We start from the raw sequence: 24,683 nt of genomic DNA, 5'->3' as shown, positions 1-24,683 counted from the left end.
ATCAGTTCCGGACGGCCCGGTGCAGCGCGACGACGCCGCCGGTCAGGTTCCGCCACGCCACCCGACCCCAGCCGGCCACGCCGACGCGCGCCGCCAGCGCCGCCTGGTCCGGCCAGGCCCGGATCGACTCGGCGAGATAGACGTAGGCGTCAGGGTTGCTGGAGACCGCGCGCGCCACCGTCGGCAACGACCGCATCAGGTACGACAGGTAGACCGTGCGGAACGCCGGGTTGACCGGGGTGGAGAACTCACAGACCACCAGCCGCCCGCCCGGCCGGGTGACCCGGGCCAGTTCACGCAGGGCGGCGTCGGTGTCGTTCACGTTGCGCAACGCGAAGGAGATGGTCACCGCGTCGAAGCTGGCGTCCGCGAACGGCAGCCGCAGCGCGTCGCCGGCCAGCAACGGCACCGCCGGCCGGGTGCGCTTGCCGGCGTGCAGCATGCCCAGCGACAGGTCCGCGCCGACCGCGTACGCCCCGGAGTGGGCCAGCTCCTCGGTCGAGACGCCGGTGCCGGCGCCCACGTCCAGCACCCGCTCGCCGGGGCGCAGCCCGAGCGCCGCCCGGGTGGCCCGCCGCCAGGACCGGTCCTGCCCGAAGGAGAGCACGGTGTTGGTCAGGTCGTAGCGGGCCGCCACGCCGTCGAACATGGCGGCGACCTCGTGCGGCTGCTTCTCCAGGCTGGCGCGTCGGCCCTGCGGGGTACGGCTCACCCCTCCACTCTGCCAGCCGCACCGACCCGGGTACGGCGCGGGGGCGAGGTGGTCGCCCACCCCGCCCCCGCCGTGTCCGGAGCGTCCGGCTCAGTCCCCGGTGCGCTCGTCGGTCGGGGCGACCAGGACCACCCTGCGGCGGCGGGACAGCACCACCAGCGCCGCGCCGGCGGCCAGCACGAGCGCGCCGATGCCGCCGATCAGGCCGACCTGCATACCGGTCACCGGCAGGCCGCCGTCACCGGAGCCACCGCCGCTGCCGCCACCCGTGGTCGGGGTCGGGACCGCGGTCGCGCCACCGCTCGGGGTGGGCCCGGCGGTCGGGGTGCCGGACGGCGTCGGGTTCGGCGTCGGCTGCCCGCTCGGGTCGACGAAGACGTCGAACTGGGCGATGTTGTCGTCGTCGTCGACCTCGGCGAAGGCGCGGCGCTGCGTCGAGCTGGCGACCCGCGGCTCCTCCTCGGGCTGGCCGGATGCGGCGTCCAGGCCCTCGGCCCAGACGAAGCCGGGCCGGAGCAGCTTCTCGGTCACGTCCGCGCCGACCATCACCCGCACGTCGGCGGTGTAGAACTGGCCGGGCTTCAGCACCGCGCCCCGGTCCTCGCAGTACGCCCGCGCGAAGCCGCCCAGGTCCTGCTCGACGCAGCCCTCGGGCAGTTCGGCGAAGGTGACGCCGGCCGGCAGCGTGATGCCGTACGCGACGCCGGTGGCCTTGCGGCTGCCGTCGTTGAACACGGCCCAGTCCAGCGGCACGGTCTCGCCCGGCCGGACCGGACGCAGATTCGCCTCACCGACCTCGTCGCCGTCGACCTGCACGCCGGCGTACACGTCCTGCACCCAGGTGGTGAGGTCGTAGCCGGGGGCGGTCACGGTGATGTCGTGCTCGACCGAGTTGTTCTCCAGGTCGGGGTCGGCGGTGGCCGCGCTGATGGAGACCTTCAGCGTGCCGGCCGCGCCCTTGCCGCCGGTGGAGAAGAGCGGGATGCCGAAGTCCTCGGTGGTGCCCGCGGCGAGGTCGCCGAGCAGGCAGGTGAAGGAGGTGCCGGTCACCTCGCAGCCCTCCGGGACCAGCACGCCGACCTTGCGGTCCTTCAGGCCCTTCGTCTCCACCGTGACCCGGACGCCCTTCGCGTCGACGGCGCCGGTGGTGTTGTCCACCTGGAACTTGAACGGCTTGGCCCGGGCCTCGTCGACGCCCTTGGCGAGCTGGTAGCTGAGCGGGACGAGCTGAAGGTCGGCCTCGTCGGCGGCGTGCGCCGGGCCGGCGACGGCGGCGAGACCGGCGGTGGAGAACAGCGCCACCACACCGGCACGCGCCAGAGTGGATCGGTATCGGAAGGTCATGGTTCCCCCGGGGGTAGGGACGTGCCGATCAGGCACGGAACGAACGGACGGTACCGGAGCGACGCGGCGCGGCGCCAGCGTCCCACGGGTGGGAATTGCCACCGTCCCCGACCGACAGCAGGGGCGGGATGGTCACCCATCCCGCCCCTGGCCGCGGTGCGTTATGTGAACGGCCCTCATGGGCCGATGGAGGACGACGGTCCGCCGAACGCCGCCAGCGTAGCCGCGAGGACGACCAGCGTGGCCACGCTCGCCCGGGTCGCCGCCGACCTGTTACCTGGCAGCTCGCGGCCCGGATGGGCGGTGTCGAGCGGGGACGTTAGCGGCTCCCGATCAGGCCCGTCGAGGGCCACGCCGAAGCTCCACCGGAAACGTGACGACACCCGGCCGCACGACGCCCCCGACCGACCGAACGGTGGACCGGTCAGCTCGCCTCCACCAGCGGCAACGACTTCCCGACGCCGCCGCCCGGCAGCGCGATCGAGGAGAAGTGCGAGACCACGCGGTCGTCGCTCGGGTCGTCGGCGGGCGTGCGGTGCACCGCGAGCCGGCGGTAGAGCGTGTCCCGCTGGGCCGGGATCCGGTCCGCCGACCGGATCATGCCGATCAGCTCGTGCAGGTTGGACCGGTGCCGGGCGCCGGCCGAGGAGATGACGTTCTCCTCCAGCATGATCGAGCCCAGGTCGTCCACGCCCATGTGCAGCGCGAGCTGCCCGACGTCCTTGCCCGTGGTCAGCCAGGAGGCCTGGAGGTGCGGCACCGTCTCGAAGAAGAGCCGGGCCACCGCGACCAGGCGCAGGTATTCCAGCGCGGTGGCCTGGGTGCGGCCCTTCAGGTGGTTGTTCTCCGGCTGGTACGTCCACGGGATGAAGGCCCGGAAGCCGCCGGTGCGGTCCTGCACGTCCCGGATCATCCGCAGGTGCTCGATGCGCTCCGCGTTGGTCTCGCCGGTGCCCATCATCATCGTCGCGGTCGACTCCAGGCCCTGCCGGTGCGCCAGCTCCATCACCTCGAGCCACCGGGCGCCCGACTCCTTCAGCGGCGCGATCGCCTTACGCGGCCGGTCCGGCAGCATCTCGGCGCCGGCGCCGGCGATCGAGTCCAGGCCGGCCGCCTTGATCCGGGCGATGGCCTCGTCCAGGCTCACGCCGGAGACCTTCGCCATGTGCAGGATCTCGCTCGGGCCGATCGAGTGGATGGCGAGCTGCGGGTAGGCCCGCTTGACCGAGGAGAACAGCTCCTCGTAGTAGTCCACGCCGTAGTCCGGGTGGTGGCCGCCCTGGAGCATGACCTGGGTGGCGCCCAGCTCGACCGCCTCGCCGCAGCGGCGCAGGATCTCCTCGGTCGGGTGGGTCCAGCCCTCGGCGTGCTTGGGGGCCCGGTAGAACGCGCAGAACTTGCACGCCGTCACGCAGACGTTCGTGTAGTTGATGTTGCGGTCGATCAGGTAGGTGACGATGTTGTCCGGGTACCGGCGCCGCCGTACCGCGTCGGCCGCCTCGCCCAGCGCGTGGAAGGGCGCCTCGGTGTAGAGCAGCAGCGCCTCCTCGGGCGTGATCCGCCCGCCGTCCGCGCCGCGCTGCAGGATGTCGTCGATCTCCCGGTTCGCCGTCACGCCACCGAGCCTACGTCGCGGTCCCAACGGCGGACACGCCCACCTCGGCCAGGTGACGAGGGCCGCAGTCGCCGAATCAGGCGAGTCCCGGGCTCGCCACCGGCAGTCCCACAGCCTTGGCCGCCTGCAACAGACGCCGGTCGTACGTCACGAAGGCCTCGAACTCCGTGACCGCCTGGCGGGCCAGAATCTCCGCGGTGGCCAGGTGGATCGCGTCCAGGCTGCGCAGCGTCGGTTCGGCGTACGCGCCGGCGGTCGCCCGCACCGCCGCGTCGATCTCGACCCGGTAGAGCCGGCCCAGCACCGACGGGACACCCACCAGCGCCTGCGGAGCGGCCCGACGCAGCGCCCTTGGCACCTCGACCTCGACCAGCACCGACGAGACCAGGGCAGTCCCGGAACGGTCGTTCAACCAGCCGATCAGATCCGGCGTCTCCTCCTCGCGTCGGAGCATCTTGATGACCGCCGCGGAGTCGAGGTAGATCACCAGCGCTCCTCATCGCGCGCCTCGACCAGGGCCGCCACAACGTCCACCGACGCATCACCGAGAACCGGAGGCATGGGCACCGGGCCGACCGCCGTCGGTGCCGAGGCGCGCCCTTCGGCGACGAGTCGACCCAGGAGGGCATCGCCGGCCAGCACCGGAACCAGACGGGCGATGGGCTCACCGCGGTCGGTCACCTCGACCGTCTCACCCGCGCGTACCCGCGCCAACACCCGGCTGGTGTGCTGGTTCAGCTCTCGTATCGAGATCTGCTCCATCAACAAAGTGTAGAACGAATCGTTCTACCCGGCATCGTCCCCGACCGCGGCGCGACCCGCGCCGCGCACACACTCGTGGCGTCACGCGTCGTAGTCGACCGTCAGCTGCTCGGTCACCGGGCTGGACTGGCAGGTCAGGACGTAACCGGCGGCCACCTCGTCCGGCTCCAGCGCATAGTTGCGGGCCATCGTCACCTCACCGGAGGTGACCCGGGCCCGGCAGGTCGAGCAGACCCCGCCCTTGCACGCGTACGGCAGCTCGCCCCGCACCCGGAGCGCGGCGTCCAGCACCCGCTCGTCCCGGCGCATGGTGAAACTCGACGAGCGCCCGTCCAGCACGATCGTCACCTCGGCGCCCGCGCCCGGCTGCTCGACCGGGCGGCGCACCGGCTCCGGCGGGGCGTCCACGTGGAACAGCTCGGTGTGCACCGCCGCGTCGGGCACGCCGCGCCCGGCCAGCACCGCCCTGGCGTCCACCACCATGCCGTACGGGCCGCAGAGGAACCACTCCTCGATCTGGTCGCCCGGCACCACGGTGTCCAGCAGCCGGGTCAACCGGTCCGCGTCGATCCGCCCGGACAGCAGCGCCGACTCGCCCATCTCGCGGCTCAGCACGTGCACCAGGTGCAGCCGGGTCGGGTAGCGGTCCTTCAGGTCGGCCAACTCCTCGGCGAACATCACCGTGTTCGCCGTGCGGTTGCCGTACACCAGGGTGAAGGTGCTCTGCGGCTCGACGGCCAGCGCGGTCGCGACCAGGCCGAGCACCGGCGTGATGCCGGAACCGGCGACCACCGCGCCGTACCGGCGGACCCGGTCCGGCGTGAACGCGGAGGTGAAGTGCCCGAGCGGCGGCAGCACCTCGACGGTGTCCCCGTCGCGCAGCGCGCCGCAGGCATATCCGGAGAACGCCCCGCCCGGGACCTCGCGCACCCCGATCCGCAACCGGCCGTGCCGGGCCAGCTCGTCCGGGGTGGAACAGATCGAGTACGACCGTCGCGCCTCCGCGGACTCCGGGTCGTCGGCGACGGCCGGACGGCGGACCGTGAGGTGCTGCCCGGCGGAGAACGCGAACGTCTCCCGCAGCTCCTCCGGCACCGCGAAGGTGATCGACACGGAGTCGTCGGTGAGCCGGTCGACAGCGGCGACCGGCAGCGGGTGGAAGACCGGCCGGCGGCGGACCGGCCGGGTGATGGTGACAGTCACAGCGCCTTCAGGTGGTCGAAGGGTTCGGCACAGGAGCGGCAGCGCCACAGCGCCTTGCAGGCGGTGGAGCCGAACCGGCTGACCTGCGTGGTCTCCGGTGATCCGCAGCGCGGGCAGCGGACCGCCAGGGTCAGCGGCACCACCGTCTCGTCGCCGCGCGGGGCGGGCGGGGCGATGCCGGCGGCGGCCAGTTTGGCCCGGCCGGCGTCGGAGATCCAGTCGGTGGACCAGGCCGGTGCGTAGACGGTGCGAACCTCGGCGTCCGGATGCCCGGCGGCGGCGAGCGCCCGGCGGATGTCCGCGCGGATCACGTCCATGGCCGGGCAGCCGGTGTAGGTGGGGGTGATGGTGACGACGACCCGGCCGGTGGCCGGCTCCTCCTCGACCGCGCGCAGGATGCCCAGCTCATCGATGGTGATGACCCGGATCTCCGGATCCACCACCGCCGCCACGGCCGCCCTGGGGTCGGTCACCAGTGCCACCCTCTGTTCGCGACTGCGGGGCTCCGCCGCGCTGCACTCCTCGCGCTCACCAGTGCGCTCCGGGGTGGGCTCGGTGCAGCACCTGCATCTCGGCCAGCAGGTAGGAGAGGTGCTCGGTGTGCACGCCGTCCCGTCCCCCGCCGGGCGTCCAGCGAGTCTCCGGCCGGGTCAGCGTGGCCTCGTCCAGCACCGCGGCCACGGTGGCGTCGAAGTCGGCCCGCAGCGTGGCCGGGTCGACCGGCGCCGCCGGGTCGCTGGTGAACAGCTCGTGGACGTACGGCCAGACCTGGTCGACCGCGTCCTGCATGCGACGGTGCGACTCGTCGGTGCCGTCGCCGAGCCGCTTCACCCAGAGCGAGGCGTGGTCCAGGTGGTACGCCGACTCCTTACGCGCCTTCGCGCCGACCGCGGCCAGCCGGTCGTCCCCGCAGCCGGCGAGCGCGGTGTAGAGCGGAAGCTGCCAGGCGGCCAGGAAGAAAAGCTTCGCCACGGTCACGCCGAAGTCGCCGTTGGGCAGCTCGACCAGCAGACAGTTGCGGAACTCCCGGTCGTCGCGCAGGTAGGCCAGGTCGTCCTCGTCCCGGCCGGCGCCCTCCAGCTCGCCCGCGTACGTGAGCAGCAGCCGGGCCGCGCCCAACTGGTCGAGGGCGATGTTGGCCAGCGCGATGTCCTCTTCCATCTCCGGCGCGCGGGTGGTCCACTCGCCGAGCCGCTGCGCCGCGATCAGCGCGTCGTCGCCGAGGGCGAGCGTGAAGTCGAAGAGGCCGCTCACAGGGCCGCCTTCCGTTCGCGACTGCGGGGCTCGCAAAACCGGCTCACTCCTCGCGCTCACAGGGCCGCCTTCCGTTCGCGACTGCGGGGCTCGCAAAACCGGCTCACTCCTCGCGCTCACAGGTGCGACACCCCGTCCGGCACCTCGTAGAACGTGGGGTGGCGGTAGACCTTGTCGGCCGCCGGGTCGAAGAACGCGTCCTTCTCGTCCGGGCTGGACGCGGTGATCGCGCCCGCCGGCACCACCCAGATGGAGACACCCTCCTGCCGGCGGGTGTAGAGGTCGCGGGCGTTGCGCAGCGCCAACTCGGCGTCGGGGGCGTGCAGGCTGCCGACGTGGGTGTGCGACAGGCCGCGCCGGGCCCGCACGAACACCTCCCACAGGGGCGAGGACTGACCACTCATGCCGTGCTGACCGGGCATGCCCTCACGGCCCTCGCTTCGCTCGGTGCGTTCGCTCATGCCGCCACCGGTTCCTTCCGCTCCACCCGCTTCGCGGCGTACGCCGCGGCGGCCTCCCGTACCCACGCGCCGTCGGCGTGGGCCCGCTGCCGGTGCGCCATCCGCTCCCGGTTGCACGGCCCGTCACCCTTGATCACCCGCATCAGCTCGGCGTAGTCGGGCTGCGTGTAGTCGTACGCCTGCCGCTCGTCGTTCCAGCGCAGGCCCGGGTCGGGGATGGTCAGGCCGAGCACCTCCGCCTGGCCGACGCACATGTCGACGAAGCGCTGGCGCAGCTCGTCGTTGGAGAAGCGCTTGATCTTCCAGGCCATGGACTGCGCGCTGTGCGTGGAGTCGCCGTCCGGCGGGCCGAACATCGCCAGTGACGGGTACCACCAGCGGTCCAGCGCGTCCTGGGCCATCGCCTTCTGGGCTCCGGTGCCGTGTGCCAGCGTGTGCAGGATCTCGTAGCCCTGACGCTGGTGGAACGACTCCTCCTTGCAGACCCGGATCATGGCGCGGGCGTACGGGCCGTAGGAGCAGCGGCACAGCGGCACCTGGTTGACGATCGCGGCGCCGTCCACCAGCCAGCCGATGGCGCCCACGTCGGCCCAGGTCAGCGTGGGGTAGTTGAAGATCGAGCTGTACTTCTGCCGGCCGTCGAGCAGCAGCTCCACCAGCTCGTCGCGGCTGATGCCGAGCGTCTCGGCCGCCGCGTACAGGTAGAGCCCGTGGCCGGCCTCGTCCTGCACCTTGGCCAGCAGGATGGCCTTGCGCTTGAGCGAGGGGGCCCGGCTGATCCAGTTCCCCTCCGGCTGCATGCCGATGATCTCGGAGTGGGCGTGCTGGGCGATCTGCCGGATCAGCGTCTTCCGGTACGCCTCGGGCATCCAGTCCCGGGGTTCGATCTTCTGGTCGGCGTCGATCACGTCGGCGAAGTACGCCTCGAAGTCTTCGTCCGGCCCGGGGCCGCCCCGGCGGGCCCGCGCCGCGGCCTCGCGCAGCGCCGCCTCCGCGGCTTCCACCTCGCCGAGCAGGCCGCCGCCCGGAGCGTCCTCGGGCGGGGCGAAGTCGTTGCCATACATGAGGCCAGTGTTACAGCTCGCGACGCATGACACCAGAGGGTGTAACAGGATTCCGCAATCACCTCCGGTGGCCACGCGGAAGCCGAGGGTGGTCGCCCCTGAGCTGGGGAAACGTTTGTGACGTCGACCACTCGCCGGAAATGAAACCCCCCACGAGCCGCATATCTGCTCAATATCCCGCCCACCCGGCGAGTCGCCGGGTGTCGGGATCTGGCGGAATGCCAGTCCGGAAGTAGACTTCCCCCGGCACACCGATCGGCTGCCGTTGATCGCCACCTTTCAGGCCACCGTCCCCCGGCCTCGTGGTCATCGGGCCGAACACATGCGGAAGCCGGTCCCCCCGGCCATACATCTGGAGTTCACCCACTCATGCGACCTCGCGTGACCATGGTGCTCGCCGTCGTGGCAGTGCTCGTCGGCGGCGGCATGCTGGTGCCCGCCGCGTACGCCCAGCTCTCCGGCGGAGACGGCCCGAGCAGCCTCGGCGGCTTCGGCGGCGGCACCGAGCAGGTGCCGGCGCCCGCCCCGAGCGCGCCCCCGTCCCCGACGCTCGCCGACGCCCCGGTCTCGGTGGACTTCCGGGGCGACTTCTTCTCCTGGGCGCTGATGGACCGCACGACCGGCACCGTCACCGGCGCGAAGAACATGAACCGGACCAGCTCCACCGAGTCGATGCTCAAGACCTGGATCGTCTCCGACTACCTGCGCCAACTCGGCGACAAGGAGCCCACCGCCGAGCTGAAGAAGGCGGCGAGCGTGGCCATCCGGGACAGCAACGACGACGGCGCGAACCGGGTCTACCGGGCGGCCGGCGGCTCCTACCAGAAGCAGCCGGGCAACAAGCTGAACCCGGTGCTCCAGCGCGCCGTCAAGATCTGCGGCCTGACCGACACCAGGGCCGGCACCGTGCCCGCGTACCTGGGTTGGTGGAGCTTCACCGAGATGTCCCCCCGGGACGCGGTCCGGCTCGGCGACTGCATCGCCGACGGCAAGGCCGCCGGGCCGAAGTGGACGAAGTGGGTCATGAACGAGATGGCCAACGTCCGGGGCAGCATCAAGAGCCAGCAGGAGAAGTCCGGCGGCGGCAAGTGGGGCATCATCGACGGCCTGCCCGCCTCGATCAAGGCCCAGGGCCCGGTGAGCATCAAGAACGGCTGGACCCGGCTCGCCTACGACGGCAACTGGCACGTCAACTGCCTGGCAGTCACCGACAAGTGGAGCCTCGCGGTGATGATGCGCTATCCGGGCGCCGTCGGCCTGTGGTACGGGTCGAAGCTCTGCGCGAGCGTCGCCACGCAGCTCGTCACCCCGCAGCCCGGCGCGGCGCTCAAGGTGCCGCAGCAGCCGATCGGGAAGCTCTGATGGCCGGCGCCCGGCGACGGCCCGGCAGTCACCGCCGCCCGCTGGCGTTCAGCGCGGTGGCGGTGGCCCTGGTCGGCCTGCTGGTCCTCTCGCTCCGACTGGTCCCCGGTTCGCCGCTGCGGCCGACCGCCGCCTCGCATCCCGACGTGGCGGGTGACCGGTCCACCACGCAGCCCACCGACCGTAGCGACCGGCCGGCACCGGCCCCGTCGCCGTCGCTGGAGCCGCTGCCGTTCCAGGCCAGGAAGCTCGACGACCTCGACCTCAAGGGCTGGTACGCCTGGTCCGTGCTGGACAAGCGGACCGGGCAGATCATCGGCTCGAAGAACATGGGCGAGACCAGCACCACCGCGTCCCTGATCAAGTCCTGGGTGGTCGCCGACTACCTGCGCCGCAGCGCCGAGGCGGGAAAGACCCCGAGCGACGCCAAGCTCGACGACGCCACGCGGATCATCCGCGACAGCGACAACACCCGCGCCCAGCAGTTCTACGAGAGCGTGGGCAGCGCCGCCTCGATCAGGCGGCTGATCTCGATCTGCAAGCTGACCGACAGCAAGGTCGCCGCCGACGGCGGCTGGAGCCGTACGCTGCTGTCCCCGCGGGACACCGCCCGGCTCGGCCTCTGCATCGACGACGGCCGGGCGGCCGGGCCGAAGTGGACCAAGTGGCTGCTCAACGAGATGCGCCTGGTGCGCGGCTCCGGCGACTTCGGCATCCGCAAGGCGTTCCCGGCCGCCGAGCAGAAGAAGATCGCCATCAAGAACGGCTGGATCGACCGGGAGAAGGAACAGGAGTACCACGTCAACTGCCTGGCGATCGGCGACACCTGGACGATGGGCGTGATGGTCAAGAGCCCGTTCAGCGTCGGCGGGTGGGACTACGGCATGAAGGCGTGCGAGCAGATCACCGAGGCGCTGCTGCGCGAGCCGACCTGATCCCGGCGCGGCGGCGCTGACCGCCGCACCCGGTCAGCGGTGGAAGAACTCCGGGCCGCCCGGCGGCAGCGCCGGCACCTCCCCGTACGCGGCGGCGCGGCGGGCGAACTCGCGCAGCCCGGCCACCTGCCGCTCGCCCAGCGAGAAGTCGAGCGTGCGGAAGTAGGTCGCCAGCGTCGCCGCGTCGAACGGCTCCCAGCGGGCCGCCGCCTCGGCCACCTGGTCCAGCTCGGCCAGGCAGAGGTCACGCGAGCGCAGGAACGCCTCGTGCACCTCCTTGACCAGCCCCGGGTGGGCGGCGGCGAAGTCGCGGCGGACCGCCCAGACGGCGAACACCATCGGCATTCCGGTCCACTCGTGCCACGCCTGCCCGAGGTCGGTCACCGCGAGGCCCTTGCCGGGCGCCTCGTAGAGCGCACGCAGCGCCACGTCGCCGATCAGCACGCCGGCGTCGGCCTCCAGCAGCATCTGGGTCAGGTCGGGCGGGCAGCGGAAGTACTCCGGACGCACCCCGTACCGCTCGGCGAGCAGCACCTGGGCCAGCAGCACCCCGGTACGCGAGGTGGAGCCCAGCGCCACCTTGCCGCCGTCCAGCTCGGTCAGCGGCCGGGTGGAGACCATGTTGACCGAGAGCACCGGGCCGTCGCTGCCGACCGCCAGGTCGGGCAGGAGCAGCAGCTCGTCGGCGTGCTTCAGGAACTCCACGAGCGTGATCGGGCCGATGTCGAGGTCGCCCCGGACCAGGTCGGCGCTCAGCCGGTCCGGTGAGTCCTTGTGCAGGTCGACGTCGAGCAGCGCGCCGGACCGCATCAGCCCCCAGTAGATCGGGAGGCAGTTGAGGAACTGGATGTGCCCCACCCGGGGGCGGGCGATGCGGTCGGCCATGACCCGACCGTATCCCCGCCCAGGACTCCCCGCCCCGCAGGGAGCCGCGGGAGTGGCCCATCCCGCACCGGATGGAAGGAAGGGCCCCCTGTTAACGCGTCCGGTAGAGAAGGGGCCCCTCCTCACCGCCCCATCCCGACGGCGGGCTGCGGCGCGGGAACGACCGCGGCGCGCTCGGCGCGTACCGCGCGGCGGACCGGCCCGGCCAGCGCCGCCACGACCAGCAGGCCGACCACCCCGCAGCCGACGACCAGCGGTCGGGGGTCGGCCACCGCCAACAGCAGGCCGCCGACCAGGTAGCCGCCCATCGCGGCGCCCTGCACCGCCGCCCCGAAGACCGCGAACGCGCGCCCCCGGGCCGCCTCCGGCACCCGGCGGGCCAGCAGCAGGTTGTTGAAGACGTTGTCGCCGCCGTTGGCGGTGCCCCCCACCAGCCAGATCGGCACGAGCAGCCACGCCGACGGCACCGCCGCCGAGACGAGCACCGCCAGGCAGCAGCCGCCGAGCAGCACCAGCCCGGCCCCGAGCAGCGCACCGTCGTCCGCGAGCCGGCGGGCGAACCGGGCGAACAGCCAGGCGCCGAGCACGATGCCGGCCGTCCAGGCGCCGGTGACCAGGCCGTACACGGTGGTGGAGCTGTTCAGTGTCTCGCGGATGAAGAAGACCTCGATCACGTTGATCGCCCCCACCGCGCCGACCACCGCGGCCACGCTGCCGACCATGACCAGCAGCATCGGGTCGCGACGCAGCCGCCAGGCGGGCGTGGCCACGGCGACGCCGGCCGCCGCCGTGGCCCGGCCACCCCGTCGGGTACGGATGAGCAGCGCGGCCACCACCAGCGCGAGGTAGCTGACCGCGTCGACGAGCAGCGGCACCCGGGTGCCGAACTGCCCGACGAGCAGCCCGGCCAGCGCGGGCCCGGCGAGTGCGCCCAGCGTGCCGGCGGTCTGGTTGAGCGCGCCGGCCCGGGGCAGGTCCTCGGCCCGGACCATGACCGGCACCAGCGCGGCGAGCACCGGCTGGGTGACCGCGAGCCCGGTCGCCAGCAGCGCCACCAGCGCGAGGACCAGGGCCGGCGTCGTCGCGTACGCCAGCGCCGCGCAGATCGCGGACTGGGCCAGGCCGGCGACGATCAGCAGGGTCCGGCTGTCCACCCGGTCGGCGAGGCGGCCGGTCAGCGGGGCGAGCGCGACGAGCGGCAGCGTCGCGGCGAGCAGCAGCCCGGAGACGGCGAGGCCGCCCGCGCCGGCGGACTGGAGCGCGAGCGTCAGCGCGGTGGCCGCGAGGAAGTCCCCGCAGCTCGAGACGCCTCGGGCGGTGGCGGCGAGCCAGACGTCCGGCCAGCGCGACGCACCAGTTGTGAAGGACATACTTCGAAAATAATCCTTCATAACTGGTGCGCGCAACCCCGGATCAGTCGATCGGCATCGCCCGGTACTGCACCGCCACCTTGCGCGCCCCCACCGGCGGGTCGGTCCGGTTCCGTTGCCGGTACCGAGACGTGAGTGCCCGGACCGCCTCGTTCAGCTCGACCAACTCCTCCGCGGTCAGCAGCAGCACGCTGTCGCTGAGCCAGGTCGCCTCGTACCACTCGCGCGGCTCGTCCGGCGCGCGGCGCATCCAGTCCCGGACCCGCTGGGCGTCCCGGACCAGGTGCGCCTCGACCAGCGCCGCCTCGGCGGCACGCGTGTCCGGGTCGGCGTCCGGCGCCGCCTCGACGGAGTACGACGGGTTCACCGCCTGCCACACCCGCTCCCGCGCGTCACCGCGGCCCGGCGCCTGTTGAACCAGGCCGAACTTCGCCAACTCGCGCAGGTGGTAGCTGGTCGCGCTCGGCGACAACCCGGCGATCTCGGCGCACTCGGTGGCGGTCGCACCGCCCTCCACCGCGCTGAGATGCTCCATGATCGCCATCCGGGCGGGATGGGCGAGCGCCCGCATCACCTGCGGGTCGCTGATCGTCACCCGGTGCTTCTCGGAACGCGCCTCGGTCATGCCTCCATGATTGCCGCCCGCACCTCCGCGGCGGGACTGGCCCACCGGCAGGCGAGGTGGCGGCGACGACCGAAAAGCCAGCCGACAGGGGCGAAGCTCCGTCCCGGCCGCCACGTTCGGTGGATCCGCTTACCCATTCGGCCGCACCATCGGCACACACCGGTTCACGGGACATCACGGTACGGACGCCGAGCCTAAAATCTTCGCGACTGCACTCATGGGGGAGGAAGCTGTGCGGCGATTCAGGATGGCAATTGTCACGGCAACCGCAGCGATGGTCGGCGCGACCGGGCTCTCGGCACCGGCCGCCGCTGCCGATCCACCCGTCGTCAACTGGGCCAACAGCATCGACAACGACCTGGGCCGCCTGCGGGTCTCGGTGACGTCCGACAGCGGCGTCGCCTCGATCCGCGCACACATCGTGTCCTACGCGACTCAGCAGCAGGTCGCGAACACCGACGGCTTCGAGATCGAGTCGAGCGACGGAGACACGAGCACCTGGTTCACCACCGATCGGTTCCAGCTGGCCCAGCTGGGCGGCTACCGGGTCGACATCGAGGTCACCGACAACGACGGGCAGCACACGTCACGAACCGATGCCGGCAGCCTGGCCTACTTCGTGGCTACGTCGTTCGACCGCGTCGTGGTCAAGCCGGCGACCGTGACCTACGCCCGACGCGAGGTCACGCTCAGCGGGCGCCTGCTCGGCCGCTGGCCCGGCGACGGCCACATCGAGCCGCTGGCCGGTTTCCCGGTCAACCTCTCGTCGTATCCCGGCGACTTCGGCGCGGCCACCACGCGGGCCGACGGCACCTTCTCGGGGCCGCTGCACCTCGACGACGCCGGTTCCGTCTACGCCTACTACTCCTACGACAACGACCACATCGGCTACCTGAGCGGCAACTCCGCCGAACTGCCGGTCGGCATCTCCCCGGCCTCCGCCCGGGCCACCGTCACGGCGAACCGGGCCAAGGTCAAGGCCGGCGAGACGGTCACCCTGACTGGCCAGCTCACCTGGCGCTCTCCGGACGGCTGGCGGCCCTTCGCCAACAAGCAGTTCGGGGTGCTGTTCTGCTACGACGAGTCGACGTGCCCCTGGTCGGACTACCCGACGACCGACGCCGAAGGCCGCTACCAGATCGAGGTCGCGCCGTACCAGACCGGCTTCTACCGGGTCAGTGTGAGTTCGGACGATCCGTTCATCGTCTCGCCGAGCGCGCAGACGGGAAGCATCACGGTGCTTCAGCCGGCCTCGTTCTCGTCGTTCTCCGCCGCCCGCACCGCGGACGGCACCGGCGTCTCGGTCAGCGGGCGCATGGAGTTCAGCCCGTTCTCGCCCCAGACGGCGATGGTCGACATCCAGTACTCGCCCGACGGCAAGGCACCCTGGACCACGGTCCGCGTGGTCGAGACCGACTGGAGCTACGAGTTCAGCGCCACCATCCCGTCGACGCAGTCCGGGTTCTGGCGGGCCCGCTTCGCCAGTCAGCCCGACTTCTACCAGACCGCGGTCAGCACCAAGGTCGAGGTGATCTGACCAGCCTGTCAGCCGGGCACCAGGAGCGCCGTCACACGCTCCCGGTGCCCGGCTTCTCGTAAATTCGGTGGAGCCCACCCACGGCGGCGCGTAAAGTGGTGGGCCGCTTGACGGCCGAGGTGAGACAGGCACCGCAGCGGACGTCCCGACGCGCCGGGTCACCCCGGATACGCGAGCGAGCAGCAGCTGAGATTCCCTGAAGGAAATCCACGTGCCCGCACTGGAAGACGAGCTCGCCGCTGAGCGAGTGCATCTGGAAGCCTCCCGCGAAGCGCTCCGGCGGATGCGGGAGCATGCCGAGAGACTGTTCTCGACCGGGGATCAGGTCGCTGGCGACGCGTTCGCGGCGGAGACGCTCGGGCGGCACCTGGCCCGGCGGATCGCCGAGCTGGCGGACAGCCCCGACACCCCGCTGTTCTTCGGCAAGCTCGACATCGACGAGGAGAAGTTCCACGTGGGCCGGCGGCACGTCACAGACGTGGCTGGCGAGCCGATGGTGCTGGACTGGCGGGCGCCGATCTCGCGAAAGTTCTATCAGGCCAGCGTCAAGGACCCGCAGAACGTCAGGACCCGCCGGCGGTTCGGGTTCAGCGCCGGCACGCTGACCAGCTTCGAGGACGAACACCTCGACCGGGGCGAGGAACTCGGCACGGCCAGCCGCATCCTCACCGCCGAGATCGAACGCCCCCGCGTCGGCCCGATGCGGGACATCGTCGCCACCATCCAGCCCGAGCAGGACGAGCTGGTCCGGGCCGACCTGGCCGACTCGATCTGCGTGCAGGGCGCGCCGGGCACCGGGAAGACCGCGGTCGGGCTGCACCGCGCCGCGTACCTGCTCTATCTGCACCGGGAACGGCTGCGCCGCTCGGGTGTGCTGATCGTCGGGCCGAACCGGGCGTTCCTGTCGTACATCGCGGCGGTGCTGCCGGCGCTCGGGGAGGTCGAGGTCGAGCAGGCCACCGTCGAGGACCTGGTCGCCCGCGTGCCGGTCCGCGCGGTCGACGAACCGGCCGCCGCCGCGCTCAAGCACGACATCCGGATGGCCGAGGTGCTGCGTCGCGCCGTCGAGGCCCACATCGGTACGCCCACCGAGCCGATCATGGTCTCGGACGGCTCGTACCGCTGGCGGATCGGGCTCGACCCGCTGCACCGCCTGGTCACCGAGACGCGGCAGGAGGGGCTGCCCTACGCCACCGGCCGGGAACGGGTCCGGGCCCGGGTGGTGGGGCTGCTGCAACGCCAGGCCGAGGCCCGCCGCGCCGAGTCGCCGTCGGACGCCTGGCTGCGCCGGATGAGCCGGATCAAGCCGGTCACCGACCTGCTCGACGCGGTCTGGCCGGCGCTCACCCCGGACGGGCTGCTGCACCGGCTGCGGACCGACGCCGAAGCGCTCGCCGCCGCCGCCGACGGGCTGCTCAGCGCCGACGAGCAGGAGCTGTTCCGCGCCGGCAAGGTCGGGCGAACCGCGAAGGCGACCCGGTGGACCGCCGCCGACGCGGTCCTCCTCGACGAGGTCGCCGGGCTGCTGGAGCGACCCGCCGGATTCGGTCACGTGGTGGTCGACGAGGCGCAGGACCTCTCGCCGATGCAGTGCCGGGCCATCGCCCGCCGCAGCGAACACGGCTCGATCACGCTCCTCGGCGACCTGGCCCAGGGCACCGCGCCCTGGGCCGCGACCGACTGGCGGGAGTCCCTGGCCCACCTGGGCAAGCCGGACGCCGCGGTGGTGCCGCTGAGCGTCGGCTTCCGGGTGCCGGCCGCCGTGGTCGCGTTCGCGAACCGGCTGCTGCCCGCGCTCGCCGTCGACGTACCCCCGGCCCGGTCGCTGCGCCACGACGGGGCGCTCGATGTGCGTACCGTCGAGGACCTGACGGCCGCGACGGTGGCCGAGGTGCGGGCGGCGCTGGCACACGACGGCTCGGTCGGCGTGATCGCCGCCGACGACACGGTGGACCGGCTCCGCGCGGCGCTCGACGCCGCCGGCGTCGAGACCGCGACCGCCGACGACGTCGAGGCCGCGGCGCGCGTCACCGTCGTCCCGGCGACGCTGGTCAAGGGCCTGGAGTACGACCACGTGGTGGTCGTCGAACCGGCCGCGATCGTGGCCGCCGAGCCGCGCGGCCTGCACCGCCTCTACGTGGTGCTGACCCGGGCGGTCTCCGGGCTGGCGGTGCTGCACCGCGCCCCGCTGCCCGCCCCGCTGGTCGGCTGACGGAACCGGTGGCCCCCGGGCGGGGCGACTGGCGGGCACCCGGTACACAGGGGAGGACCGTCCCCCGCCCGAGGAGCCCGCGATGATCCTGGCCCGCGCCGAACAGGTCAGCCGCCGCTACGGCGAGGTGCTGGCGCTGGACCGGGTCGACCTGACCGTCCGGGCCGGGGAGTTGGTCGGCCTGCTCGGCCCGAACGGCGCCGGCAAGAGCACCCTGATCAACCTGCTGGTGGGGCTGCGCCGCCCGACCACCGGCCGGGTCGAGCTGCTCGGCGGTGACCCGCGCGACCCGGCGAGCCGGCGACAGCTCGGGGTGACCCCGCAGGAGACCGGCCTACCCGGCACGCTGCGGGTCGGCGAGGTGGTCGACTTCGTCTCCGCGCACTTCCCCGACCCGGTGCCCCGGGGCGAGCTGCTCGACCGGTTCGGCCTCACCGACCAGGTGCGGCGGCAGACCGGCGGCCTCTCCGGCGGGCAACGCCGGCGGCTGGCCGTGGCGCTGGCGTTCGTCGGCCGGCCCCGGCTGGTGGTGCTGGACGAGCCCACCACCGGGCTCGACGTGGAAGCGCGGCACGCGCTCTGGGACGCGATCCGCGGCTTCCACGCCGACGGCGGCACGGTGCTGCTGAGCAGCCACTACCTGGAGGAGGTGGAGGCGCTCGCCCAGCGGGTGGTGGTGATCGGCAACGGTCGGGTGCTCGCCGACGACTCGGTGGCGGCGATCCGGGGCATCGTCGGCGTACGCCGGGTCAGCCTGGTCGCCGACGACCTGCCGGCGCTGCCCGGGGTGGTCGCCACCGAACGCGTCGACGGGCGGGTCCACCTGCTCACCACCGACGCCGACCAGCTCGTCCGCGACCTGGTCACCGCCGGCGTGGCGTTCCGCGACCTGGAGGTTCGCCCCACCTCGCTGGAGGAGGCGTTCCTCGCCATCACGGCCGACGCCCGGCCCGCGCCCATCCCCGCCTAGGAGACCGCCGTGCCGCTCGCCCTGGTCCACGCCCGCTACCAGCTCCTGGAGATCATCCGGATCCCGGTGGCGGTGGTGGGCAGCGCGTTCTTCCCCGCCGCCGCGATGCTCTTCTTCGTGGTGCCGTTCGCCGGCGACGACCCCACCGGCGCCACCTACGCCACCGCCGCCATGGTCACCTTCGCGACCATGAGCGCCAACATCTTCCAGTACGGCGTGGGCGTCGCCGAGGACCGCGACCAGCCCTGGAACCCGTACACCCGGACCCTGCCGGCCGGGCCGGCGCCGCGCCTGGCCGGGCGGATCCTGGCCGGCCTGGTGCTGACCTACCTGTCGATGGTGCCGGTGGTGGTGATCGCGGCGGTGGCCACCGCGGCCCGGGTCACCGTGGCGCAGTTCCTGATCGGGCTCGCCGCGGTCGCCGTGATCTCGGTGCCGTTCACGCTGCTCGGCCTCGCGATCGGCTACTCGTTGCCGAGCAAGGCGGCGATCGTGGTGGCGCAGGTGCTCTTCTTCCCGCTGGCGTTCGGCGGGGGCCTGCTCTCCGCACCGGACCAGGCCCCCGGTTTCGTCCAGGCGGTCGCCCCCTACCTGCCGACCCGGGGCGCGGTGGAGTTGATGTGGGCGGCGGTCACCGACTGGCGACCCGATCCCCGGGCGCTGGTGATGCTGGTGGTCTGGGTGGTGGCGCTCGCCGCGGTCGCCGGCTGGGCGTACCGGCGGGACGAGGGACGCCGCTTCCGCTGACGTTTTGTCCGGTTCCGGCCCGGCGGCCGGCCCGGTGGTGCCACGATGCCGGCAGGGCGGGCCAGCGGGACCGCCCCCGGCGGAAGGGGTCACCGTGAACGGCGTCGAGCCCGGCACACCCTGCTGGACCGACCTGGCCACCCCCGGACTGGACGACGCGAGACGGTTCTACCCGCAACTGTTCGGCTGGACCGGGCGGATCTCCACCGTGCCGGACGCCGGCGGCTACACCGTCTTCCTCAAGGACGGCAAGGCGGTCGCCGGGGTCGGCCCGCCGGCCACCCCGGACCAGGTGCCGGTCTGGTCGACGTACGTGGCCACGGACGATGCCGACCTGGTCGCCACCCGGGTCGCGGCAGCCGGCGGGCAGGTGGTCGTCGCCCCGTTCGACGTCGCCGCGCAGGGTCGGATGGCGGTGCTCGCCGACCCGGCCGGCGCGGTGTTCAGCGTCTGGCAGCCGATGGCGATGCGCGGCGCGGAGTTGTTCAACGCGCCCGGCGCGATGTGCTGGAACGAGCTGGTCACCCCCGATCCGGAGGGAGCCCGGGAGTTCTACGCGCTGGTCTTCGGCTGGCATCCCGAGGAACGGTCGACCGGGCCGGCCCCCTACATCGGATGGCGCTGCGGCGCCCGCATCGTCGCCGGGATGCTGACGCCGGCCGAGCCGCTCCCCGCCGACCTGCCGGCGTACTGGACGGTCTACTTCGGGGTGGAGGACACCGACGCCACCGCGGCCCGCGCCGCCGAACTGGGCGGCACCATCCTCGTCCCGCCCCGGGACAATCCGGCCGGTCGCTCCGCCGCCCTCCGCGACCCCCACGGCGCGCTCTTCTCCATCTCCACCCTCCGCTGACCGTCCCGCCCGGTTGTAAGGAGGGGCCCCCTTTTAACAGGTGGCGTTGAGAGGGGGCCCCTTCTCTACCGAATGCGTTAAGCGGGGGCCCCTCCTTCGCGCCGGCGGCGGAGCGGGACGACGTGTGGGCCGTGCGGGCCGGGGATCACCCGGACGTGGGCCCGGTAGTGGCGGGCCAGCAGGTCCTCGGTGAGCACCTCGGCGGGTGGGCCGGCGGCGGCCACCCGGCCGTCGGCGAGCAGCACCAGACGGTCGGCGTACTCGCCGGCGATGGAGAGGTCGTGCATGGTGGCGAGCACGGTCAGGTCGTGCTCGCGGCGGAGCTGGTCGACCAGTTCCAGCACCTCCTGCTGGTGCCCGATGTCCAACGCGCTGGTCGGCTCGTCGAGCAGCAGCAGGGTGGCGCCCTGGGCCAGCGCCCGGGCCAGGAAGACCCGCTGCCGCTCGCCGCCGGAGAGCGTGGCCAGCTCGCGGCTGCCGAACCCGGCCAGGTCGAGCCGGTCCAGCACCTGGCGCACGGCGGCCAGGTCGGCGGCGGACTCCCGACCCAGCGGCGGCATGTGGGGCGTGCGCCCGAGCAGCACGTAGTCGACGACCGCCATGCCGGCCGGCACCGCCGGTGACTGCGCCACGGTGGCCACCACCCGGGCCCGGTCTCGGCGGCGCATCGCGCGGATCGGCGTACCGAAGAGGGAGACGGCGTCCGGCGCGGGCAGCAGGCCGCCGACGGCGCGCAGCAGCGTCGACTTGCCGGCGCCGTTGGGGCCGATGACGGTGACCCACTCGCCCACCGCGACGGTCAGGTCTACGCCGGCCAGGACCGGACTGCCGCCCAACTCGACCCGCAGGTCCCGGACCTCGACCGCGGCGGTCACGCTGGTCCCCCGGCGTGCGACTGCGGGGCCCGCAAACCCGGCTCACTCCTCGCGCTCACGCTGGTCCCCCGGCGTGCGACTGCGGGGCTCGCAAACCCGGCTCACTCCTCGCGCTCACGCTGGTCCCCCGGCGTGCGACTGCGGGGCTCGCAAACCCGGCTCACTCCTCGCGCTCACGCGCGCACCCCGCGGGCGGTGCGCAGGATCAGGACGAAGAACGGGCCGCCGAGCAGCGCGGTCACCACGCCGATGGGGATCTCGGCGGGTGCCGCGGCGGTCCGCGCGACCACGTCGGTCAGCGCCAGGAACGCGCCGCCGAAGAGCATCGACAGCGGCAGGATCACCCGGTGGCTGGAACCGGCGAGCAGCCGGACGGTGTGCGGCACGATGATGCCGACGAAACCGATCAGGCCGGAGGCGGAGACCGCGGCGGCGGTGCCCAGCGAGGCGGCGGCGATCAGCAGGTAGCGGGACCGCTGCGGGTGCAGCCCGAGGCTGGTGGCCTCGTCGTCGCCGAGGGCGAGCACGTCCAGCTCCCGCCGGTGCGCCAGCACCACCACGGCGGTGAGCAGGAAGTACGGAAGGACCAGCAGCACGTCGTGCCAGCCGGCGGTGGAGAGCCGCCCGAGCAGCCAGGAGTACACCTGCTGGAGGCTGTCCGAGTGCGCTTGCAGCAGGTAGGTCTGCCCGGCGGCGAGGAACGCCGACACGGCCACCCCGGCCAGGATCAGCGTGGCCGGGGAGCGGTCCCGGCCACCGGCGGCGCCGAGCAGGTACGTCATCGCCACCGCGCCGAGCGAGCCGACGAACGCGGCGAGCGGGACGGTGACCGGCAGACCGGTGAGCGCCCCGCCGGCCCCGGCGCCGAGCACGATCGCCGCGGTGACCGCGAGCCCGGCCCCGGCGGCCACGCCCAGCAGGTACGGGTCGGCCAGCGGGTTGCGGAAGACACCCTGGTAGCAGCCGCCGGCAAGGGCGAGCAGCGCGCCGACGAGCAGACCGAGCACGACCCGGGGCAGGCGCAGCTCGGTGACGATGGCGACCTCCTGCTCGGTGAGCCCGCTGTCGAGGTGTACGCCGGGCAGCAGGTTGAGCAGTTCCGCCGCGACGCTGCCGGGCGGCAGGCTGACCGGGCCGAACGAGACGCCGGCCACCAGCGCGACGAGCACCGCCACCAGCCCGGCGAGCAGCCAACGTGTGCGCAGCCCGGCCGGCCGGGCCGGAGCGTCGGCGTGTGCCGCGCCCCGGCGGGGGTGCGGCAGCCGGCCGGCCGGCCGGGACGCGTCGGGCGTCCCGGCCGGCACGGGGTCCGCCGGTCGTACGGCCACGGTCAGGCCGGAACCTTGGCGGTGGCGTCGACGATCGCCTTCAGCAGCTCGACGACGCGCGGGCCCCAACGCGAGGCGATGTCGTCGTCAAGCGCCACGACCTGGTTGTTCTTGACCGCGGTGAGGCCGGCCCACCCGCTGCGCGCCTTGACCGTGTCGGCGCTCTGCTGGCAGCACTTGGTGTCGGCCAGGAAGACGAAATCGGGGTTCGCCTTGACGATGACCTCCTGGGAGAGCTGCGGGTAGCCGCCGCTCTTGCCGCCGGCGTCGGCCGGGTCGGCGATGTTCTCCAGCCCGGCGAGCGCGTAGATGGTGCCGATGAACGTCTTGCTGGTCGCGGTGTACAGCTCCGGGCCCAGCTCGTGGTAGTAGGTCAGCTTCTCGGCGCGCTTGGGCAGGTCCTTGGTGAGCGCGGTGATGTCGTCCTTCATCTTCCGCACCACGGCGTTCGCCTCGGCCGGGTGGCCGGTGAGCTTGCCCAGGTCGGTGAGCTGCCGGTACGTGTCGTCGAGCGTGGTCGCGGCCGGGGTGAGCAGGACCGGGATCTTCAGCGCGACGAGCTGGCTGGCGATCTTGTTGGTGTCATTGGTGATCACCACCAGGTCGGGGCTCTTCGCGGCGATCGCCTCGGCGTTCGGCTGGTAGCCGGAGAGGTCGGTCTTCGGCGCGTCCGCCGGGTAGTTCGACTGGTCGTCGACGGCGGTGACCTGCTTGCCGGCGCCGATGGCGAAGAGCATCTCGGTCGAGGTCGGCGACAGCGAGACGATCTTCTCGGGGCGCTTCTCCAGCGTCAGGTTGCCCACGCTGGCGGGGAACGAGCCGCCGGACGCGCCGGTGGCGGGGGTGTCGGTCGAGGTCTTCTCGGCGCAGCCGCCGAGCAGCAGCACGCCGGCCGCGAGCGCGGTGGCGAAGAGCCGAGGGGTACGTCGGGTCACAGGTCCTCCTGTCGGTCGAGGAGCGTGGTGCTTCGCCGACAGGGTGGGAGGGCCCGTCCGCGAGGCGCCCTTCCTCGAAGGCGCGTGTCGCGACCGGGCGGCAGGCGACCTGGCTCGTCCCACGTCCGTCGGCGCCGGCGGGAGGCCGACGCCGACCGTACGGGGCATCACAGTTGCGGGACAGCGCCGGTTTCGCACCGGCTTCGCTGTGGCACGGTCGGTGCCACCGTAGCGCACGACCAGCGAAGATCACCGGGACGGGCGGGGTGGGCGGGGACCCCGGTGGGGGTGGAGCCGGGGTCCCCGCCGCCGGGTGAGGTCAGCAGTACTGGCTCTGCTTGCCGATCGCCCGGTACGGGCAGTCGGCGTACTCGGAGAGCGTCAGCACGGCGTCCCGGTTGCGCGAGGTCTGCGCCGGGATCACCTCGTCGGGCGGGTAGAAGCCCCCGCCGGAGGCCGAGCCGGGGTACATCTCGAACGTGTACGCCCAGATCTTGTGGGTGCCCCACATCCAGTCGATGCTGGTGCCGTCCGCGATGTAGAGGTCGCTGGACTGCTCCGGGGTGTAGCCGTTGCTGGCCGCCATCTGCTGGCCGATGGTGGCGAACGTGTTGTACTGGTCGGCGGTCATCCCGGTGGCGGTGTTGCTGTACGTGTAGCCGTACGGCCAGAGCACCAGCTGGGAATAGGTGTGGAAGTCGATGTTCGCCTTGATCTGCTGCACCCCGCCGACGACCCGGCTGTTGACGAAGTTGCGCAGCGCGGCGGTCTCCGGGGCGGAGAAGGCGGACGGGCCGCGGTAGGTGTCCGACGACTTCGTGCCGGACGAGCCGCCGCAGCAGCCCCACTGGTAGCCCCAGTTGCGGTTCAGGTCGGTGCCGACGTACGTGGAGCCGCTGTTGGGCTGCCGGTTCTTCCGCCAGGAGCGGTAGGAGCCGGTGGCGATGTCGTACTCGCTGCCGTCCGGGTTGACGGTGGGCACGATCCAGATCTCCCGGGAGTTCACGATGTTGGTGATCCGGGAGTCGGTGCCGTAGTTGTCGGTGAACAGGTTGAGCAGGTAGATCGCCATCTCGACGGTCAGGTGCTCGCGGGCGTGCTGCTGGGCGTTGAACAGGATCTCCGGCTCGCTCTCGTCGGTGCCGACGTTGTCGGAGATCTTCACGGCCATCAGGTCCCGGCCCTGGTAGGACGTGCCGATGCTGAGTTTGCGGGCGATGCTCGGGTGGTCGGCGACCACCTGGTTCACCACCGCGGTCAGCTCGGCGTAGTCGTGGTAGTTCGAGTCGGCGGGCGGGAACGCGTACGCGGTCGCGCCGCCGGCCGGCGCCGGGGCGACATCCTTCTCCAGCCGGAAGCCGAGCCGGGTGATCGCGTTCGCCTCGGCGGTGGTGGCCGTGACGTGCAGCACGCCGTGTTCGGAGTAGTCGATGGCGGCGCCGGTGCGGGCGACCGCGGTGCGGTCGGCGACGGTGCGCGGGCCGAGCACCCGGTAGGCGACGGCGGCCGACTCGCCGGCCCGGTCCGGGTCGGGGCGGGCGGCGGCCGGCCCGGCGGCGGCGGTGACCAGGATCAGGCCGACGGCGGCGACGAACGCGAGCCGGCGGCGCAGCGGGGACGTGCGGAGGGCCATG

Annotated in this window: 23 protein-coding genes, 1 pseudogene and 1 riboswitch; of the genes and pseudogenes, 7 read left to right on the top strand and 17 right to left on the bottom strand. The window is 72.8% G+C overall.

The features are described from left to right. Window position 1: 1 nt before the first annotated feature. From AB0B02_RS27075 to paaA, 10 genes are all read right to left on the bottom strand, one after another. Window positions 2–712 (bottom strand): demethylmenaquinone methyltransferase, encoded by a 711-nt coding sequence (locus AB0B02_RS27075; RefSeq protein WP_357304884.1) that lies wholly within the window; start codon window positions 710–712, stop codon window positions 2–4. A gap of 90 nt (window positions 713–802) precedes the next feature. Continuing rightward, on the bottom strand, window positions 803–2,056 hold the full coding sequence (locus AB0B02_RS27070; protein WP_357304881.1) for a cell wall anchor protein: 1,254 nt from the start codon (window positions 2,054–2,056) through the stop codon (window positions 803–805). A gap of 424 nt (window positions 2,057–2,480) precedes the next feature. Beyond that, on the bottom strand, window positions 2,481–3,671 hold the full coding sequence (gene mqnC / locus AB0B02_RS27065; RefSeq protein WP_281943618.1) for a cyclic dehypoxanthinyl futalosine synthase: 1,191 nt from the start codon (window positions 3,669–3,671) through the stop codon (window positions 2,481–2,483). 76 nt (window positions 3,672–3,747) lie between these two features. Then, window positions 3,748–4,158: a PIN domain-containing protein gene (locus AB0B02_RS27060; protein WP_281943620.1), complete on the bottom strand. Its 411-nt coding sequence runs from the start codon at window positions 4,156–4,158 to the stop codon at window positions 3,748–3,750. After that, window positions 4,155–4,433, bottom strand: a complete 279-nt coding sequence (locus tag AB0B02_RS27055) for a type II toxin-antitoxin system prevent-host-death family antitoxin (RefSeq protein ID WP_357304876.1) — start codon at window positions 4,431–4,433, stop codon at window positions 4,155–4,157. The genes AB0B02_RS27060 and AB0B02_RS27055 overlap by 4 nt, the downstream gene beginning before the upstream one ends. 81 nt (window positions 4,434–4,514) lie before the next feature. Beyond that, on the bottom strand, window positions 4,515–5,636 hold the full coding sequence (gene paaE / locus AB0B02_RS27050) for a 1,2-phenylacetyl-CoA epoxidase subunit PaaE (RefSeq protein WP_357304873.1): 1,122 nt from the start codon (window positions 5,634–5,636) through the stop codon (window positions 4,515–4,517). Then, complete coding sequence (gene paaD, locus AB0B02_RS27045) at window positions 5,633–6,109, bottom strand: 1,2-phenylacetyl-CoA epoxidase subunit PaaD (protein WP_357304870.1); 477 nt, start codon at window positions 6,107–6,109, stop codon at window positions 5,633–5,635. Before paaD ends, paaE begins: the two co-directional genes overlap by 4 nt. A 55-nt stretch (window positions 6,110–6,164) precedes the next feature. Beyond that, complete coding sequence (paaC, locus tag AB0B02_RS27040; protein ID WP_281943821.1) at window positions 6,165–6,926, bottom strand: 1,2-phenylacetyl-CoA epoxidase subunit PaaC; 762 nt, start codon at window positions 6,924–6,926, stop codon at window positions 6,165–6,167. A gap of 80 nt (window positions 6,927–7,006) precedes the next feature. Next, a complete protein-coding gene (paaB, locus tag AB0B02_RS27035) occupies window positions 7,007–7,294 on the bottom strand; it encodes a 1,2-phenylacetyl-CoA epoxidase subunit PaaB (protein ID WP_281943822.1) in 288 nt (95 codons plus the stop codon). 53 nt (window positions 7,295–7,347) lie between these two features. Then, entirely contained in the window at window positions 7,348–8,415 is a 1,068-nt protein-coding gene (gene paaA / locus AB0B02_RS27030; RefSeq protein ID WP_281943628.1) for a 1,2-phenylacetyl-CoA epoxidase subunit PaaA, read from the bottom strand. Between the two features lie 369 nt (window positions 8,416–8,784). Between paaA and AB0B02_RS27025 the strand changes: the two genes are divergently transcribed. Together AB0B02_RS27025 and AB0B02_RS27020 are read left to right on the top strand one after the other, a co-directional pair. Beyond that, window positions 8,785–9,777 carry a hypothetical protein gene (locus tag AB0B02_RS27025; RefSeq protein WP_281943630.1) on the top strand — a complete coding sequence of 331 codons (993 nt, stop codon included), beginning with the start codon at window positions 8,785–8,787 and terminating at the stop codon, window positions 9,775–9,777. Continuing rightward, window positions 9,777–10,712 (top strand): hypothetical protein, encoded by a 936-nt coding sequence (locus AB0B02_RS27020; protein WP_357304866.1) that lies wholly within the window; start codon window positions 9,777–9,779, stop codon window positions 10,710–10,712. Before AB0B02_RS27025 ends, AB0B02_RS27020 begins: the two co-directional genes overlap by 1 nt. A gap of 33 nt (window positions 10,713–10,745) precedes the next feature. On the opposite strand, the gene AB0B02_RS27015 is transcribed toward AB0B02_RS27020, so the two are convergent. From AB0B02_RS27015 to AB0B02_RS27005, 3 genes are all read right to left on the bottom strand, one after another. Then, a complete protein-coding gene (locus AB0B02_RS27015; protein ID WP_107154657.1) occupies window positions 10,746–11,597 on the bottom strand; it encodes a menaquinone biosynthesis protein in 852 nt (283 codons plus the stop codon). A gap of 122 nt (window positions 11,598–11,719) precedes the next feature. Continuing rightward, window positions 11,720–12,967: an MFS transporter gene (locus tag AB0B02_RS27010; RefSeq protein WP_357304862.1), complete on the bottom strand. Its 1,248-nt coding sequence runs from the start codon at window positions 12,965–12,967 to the stop codon at window positions 11,720–11,722. Window positions 12,968–13,010: 43 nt separating this feature from the next. Then, a complete protein-coding gene (locus AB0B02_RS27005) occupies window positions 13,011–13,592 on the bottom strand; it encodes a helix-turn-helix domain-containing protein (RefSeq protein ID WP_357304859.1) in 582 nt (193 codons plus the stop codon). Between the two features lie 247 nt (window positions 13,593–13,839). On the opposite strand from AB0B02_RS27005, the gene AB0B02_RS27000 reads away from it, so the two are divergent. From AB0B02_RS27000 to AB0B02_RS26980, 5 genes are all read left to right on the top strand, one after another. Beyond that, on the top strand, window positions 13,840–15,129 hold the full coding sequence (locus tag AB0B02_RS27000; protein ID WP_357304856.1) for a hypothetical protein: 1,290 nt from the start codon (window positions 13,840–13,842) through the stop codon (window positions 15,127–15,129). A 283-nt stretch (window positions 15,130–15,412) separates the two neighbouring features. Further along, a complete protein-coding gene (locus AB0B02_RS26995) occupies window positions 15,413–17,341 on the top strand; it encodes an AAA family ATPase (protein ID WP_357304853.1) in 1,929 nt (642 codons plus the stop codon). A gap of 82 nt (window positions 17,342–17,423) precedes the next feature. Further along, window positions 17,424–18,311: an ABC transporter ATP-binding protein gene (locus AB0B02_RS26990; RefSeq protein WP_357304850.1), complete on the top strand. Its 888-nt coding sequence runs from the start codon at window positions 17,424–17,426 to the stop codon at window positions 18,309–18,311. Window positions 18,312–18,320: 9 nt separating this feature from the next. Continuing rightward, window positions 18,321–19,058, top strand: a complete 738-nt coding sequence (locus AB0B02_RS26985; protein ID WP_281943642.1) for an ABC transporter permease — start codon at window positions 18,321–18,323, stop codon at window positions 19,056–19,058. A 94-nt stretch (window positions 19,059–19,152) separates the two neighbouring features. Next, entirely contained in the window at window positions 19,153–19,911 is a 759-nt protein-coding gene (locus AB0B02_RS26980) for a VOC family protein (RefSeq protein WP_357304847.1), read from the top strand. Window positions 19,912–19,988: 77 nt separating this feature from the next. Here the strand turns inward: AB0B02_RS26980 and AB0B02_RS26975 are convergent, their stop codons facing one another. The 4 genes and pseudogenes from AB0B02_RS26975 to AB0B02_RS26960 all read right to left on the bottom strand — a co-directional run. Further along, a complete protein-coding gene (locus AB0B02_RS26975) occupies window positions 19,989–20,786 on the bottom strand; it encodes an ABC transporter ATP-binding protein (protein ID WP_357304844.1) in 798 nt (265 codons plus the stop codon). 173 nt (window positions 20,787–20,959) lie between these two features. Further along, window positions 20,960–22,048: an iron ABC transporter permease gene (locus AB0B02_RS26970; RefSeq protein WP_281943823.1), complete on the bottom strand. Its 1,089-nt coding sequence runs from the start codon at window positions 22,046–22,048 to the stop codon at window positions 20,960–20,962. Between the two features lie 68 nt (window positions 22,049–22,116). Continuing rightward, complete coding sequence (locus tag AB0B02_RS26965) at window positions 22,117–23,049, bottom strand: ABC transporter substrate-binding protein (protein ID WP_357304841.1); 933 nt, start codon at window positions 23,047–23,049, stop codon at window positions 22,117–22,119. Between the two features lie 108 nt (window positions 23,050–23,157). Next, a riboswitch (cobalamin riboswitch) is annotated at window positions 23,158–23,251 on the bottom strand. 120 nt (window positions 23,252–23,371) lie between these two features. Continuing rightward, a pseudogene (locus AB0B02_RS26960) lies at window positions 23,372–24,682 on the bottom strand (M14 family metallopeptidase); the annotation flags it as partial. Between the last annotated feature and the right edge of the window lies 1 nt (window position 24,683).

The organism is Micromonospora sp. NPDC049240 (assembly GCF_040647835.1).
Taxonomy (GTDB): Bacteria; Actinomycetota; Actinomycetes; order Mycobacteriales; family Micromonosporaceae; genus Micromonospora.
The sequence above is the reverse complement of the archived record's forward strand: the minus strand, read 5'-3'. Positions and strand labels throughout refer to the sequence as shown.

Coding starts and splice junctions, on each gene's coding strand:
- AB0B02_RS27070 (WP_357304881.1), bottom strand. CDS start 2,056: ATGACCTTCCGATACCGATCCACTCTGGCGCGTGCCGGTGTGGTGGCG.
- AB0B02_RS27055 (WP_357304876.1), bottom strand. CDS start 4,433: ATGGAGCAGATCTCGATACGAGAGCTGAACCAGCACACCAGCCGGGTG.
- paaB (WP_281943822.1), bottom strand. CDS start 7,294: ATGAGTGGTCAGTCCTCGCCCCTGTGGGAGGTGTTCGTGCGGGCCCGG.
- paaA (WP_281943628.1), bottom strand. CDS start 8,415: ATGTATGGCAACGACTTCGCCCCGCCCGAGGACGCTCCGGGCGGCGGC.
- AB0B02_RS27025 (WP_281943630.1), top strand. CDS start 8,785: ATGCGACCTCGCGTGACCATGGTGCTCGCCGTCGTGGCAGTGCTCGTC.
- AB0B02_RS27020 (WP_357304866.1), top strand. CDS start 9,777: ATGGCCGGCGCCCGGCGACGGCCCGGCAGTCACCGCCGCCCGCTGGCG.
- AB0B02_RS27015 (WP_107154657.1), bottom strand. CDS start 11,597: ATGGCCGACCGCATCGCCCGCCCCCGGGTGGGGCACATCCAGTTCCTC.
- AB0B02_RS27010 (WP_357304862.1), bottom strand. CDS start 12,967: ATGTCCTTCACAACTGGTGCGTCGCGCTGGCCGGACGTCTGGCTCGCC.
- AB0B02_RS27005 (WP_357304859.1), bottom strand. CDS start 13,592: ATGACCGAGGCGCGTTCCGAGAAGCACCGGGTGACGATCAGCGACCCG.
- AB0B02_RS27000 (WP_357304856.1), top strand. CDS start 13,840: ATGGCAATTGTCACGGCAACCGCAGCGATGGTCGGCGCGACCGGGCTC.
- AB0B02_RS26995 (WP_357304853.1), top strand. CDS start 15,413: ATGCGGGAGCATGCCGAGAGACTGTTCTCGACCGGGGATCAGGTCGCT.
- AB0B02_RS26990 (WP_357304850.1), top strand. CDS start 17,424: ATGATCCTGGCCCGCGCCGAACAGGTCAGCCGCCGCTACGGCGAGGTG.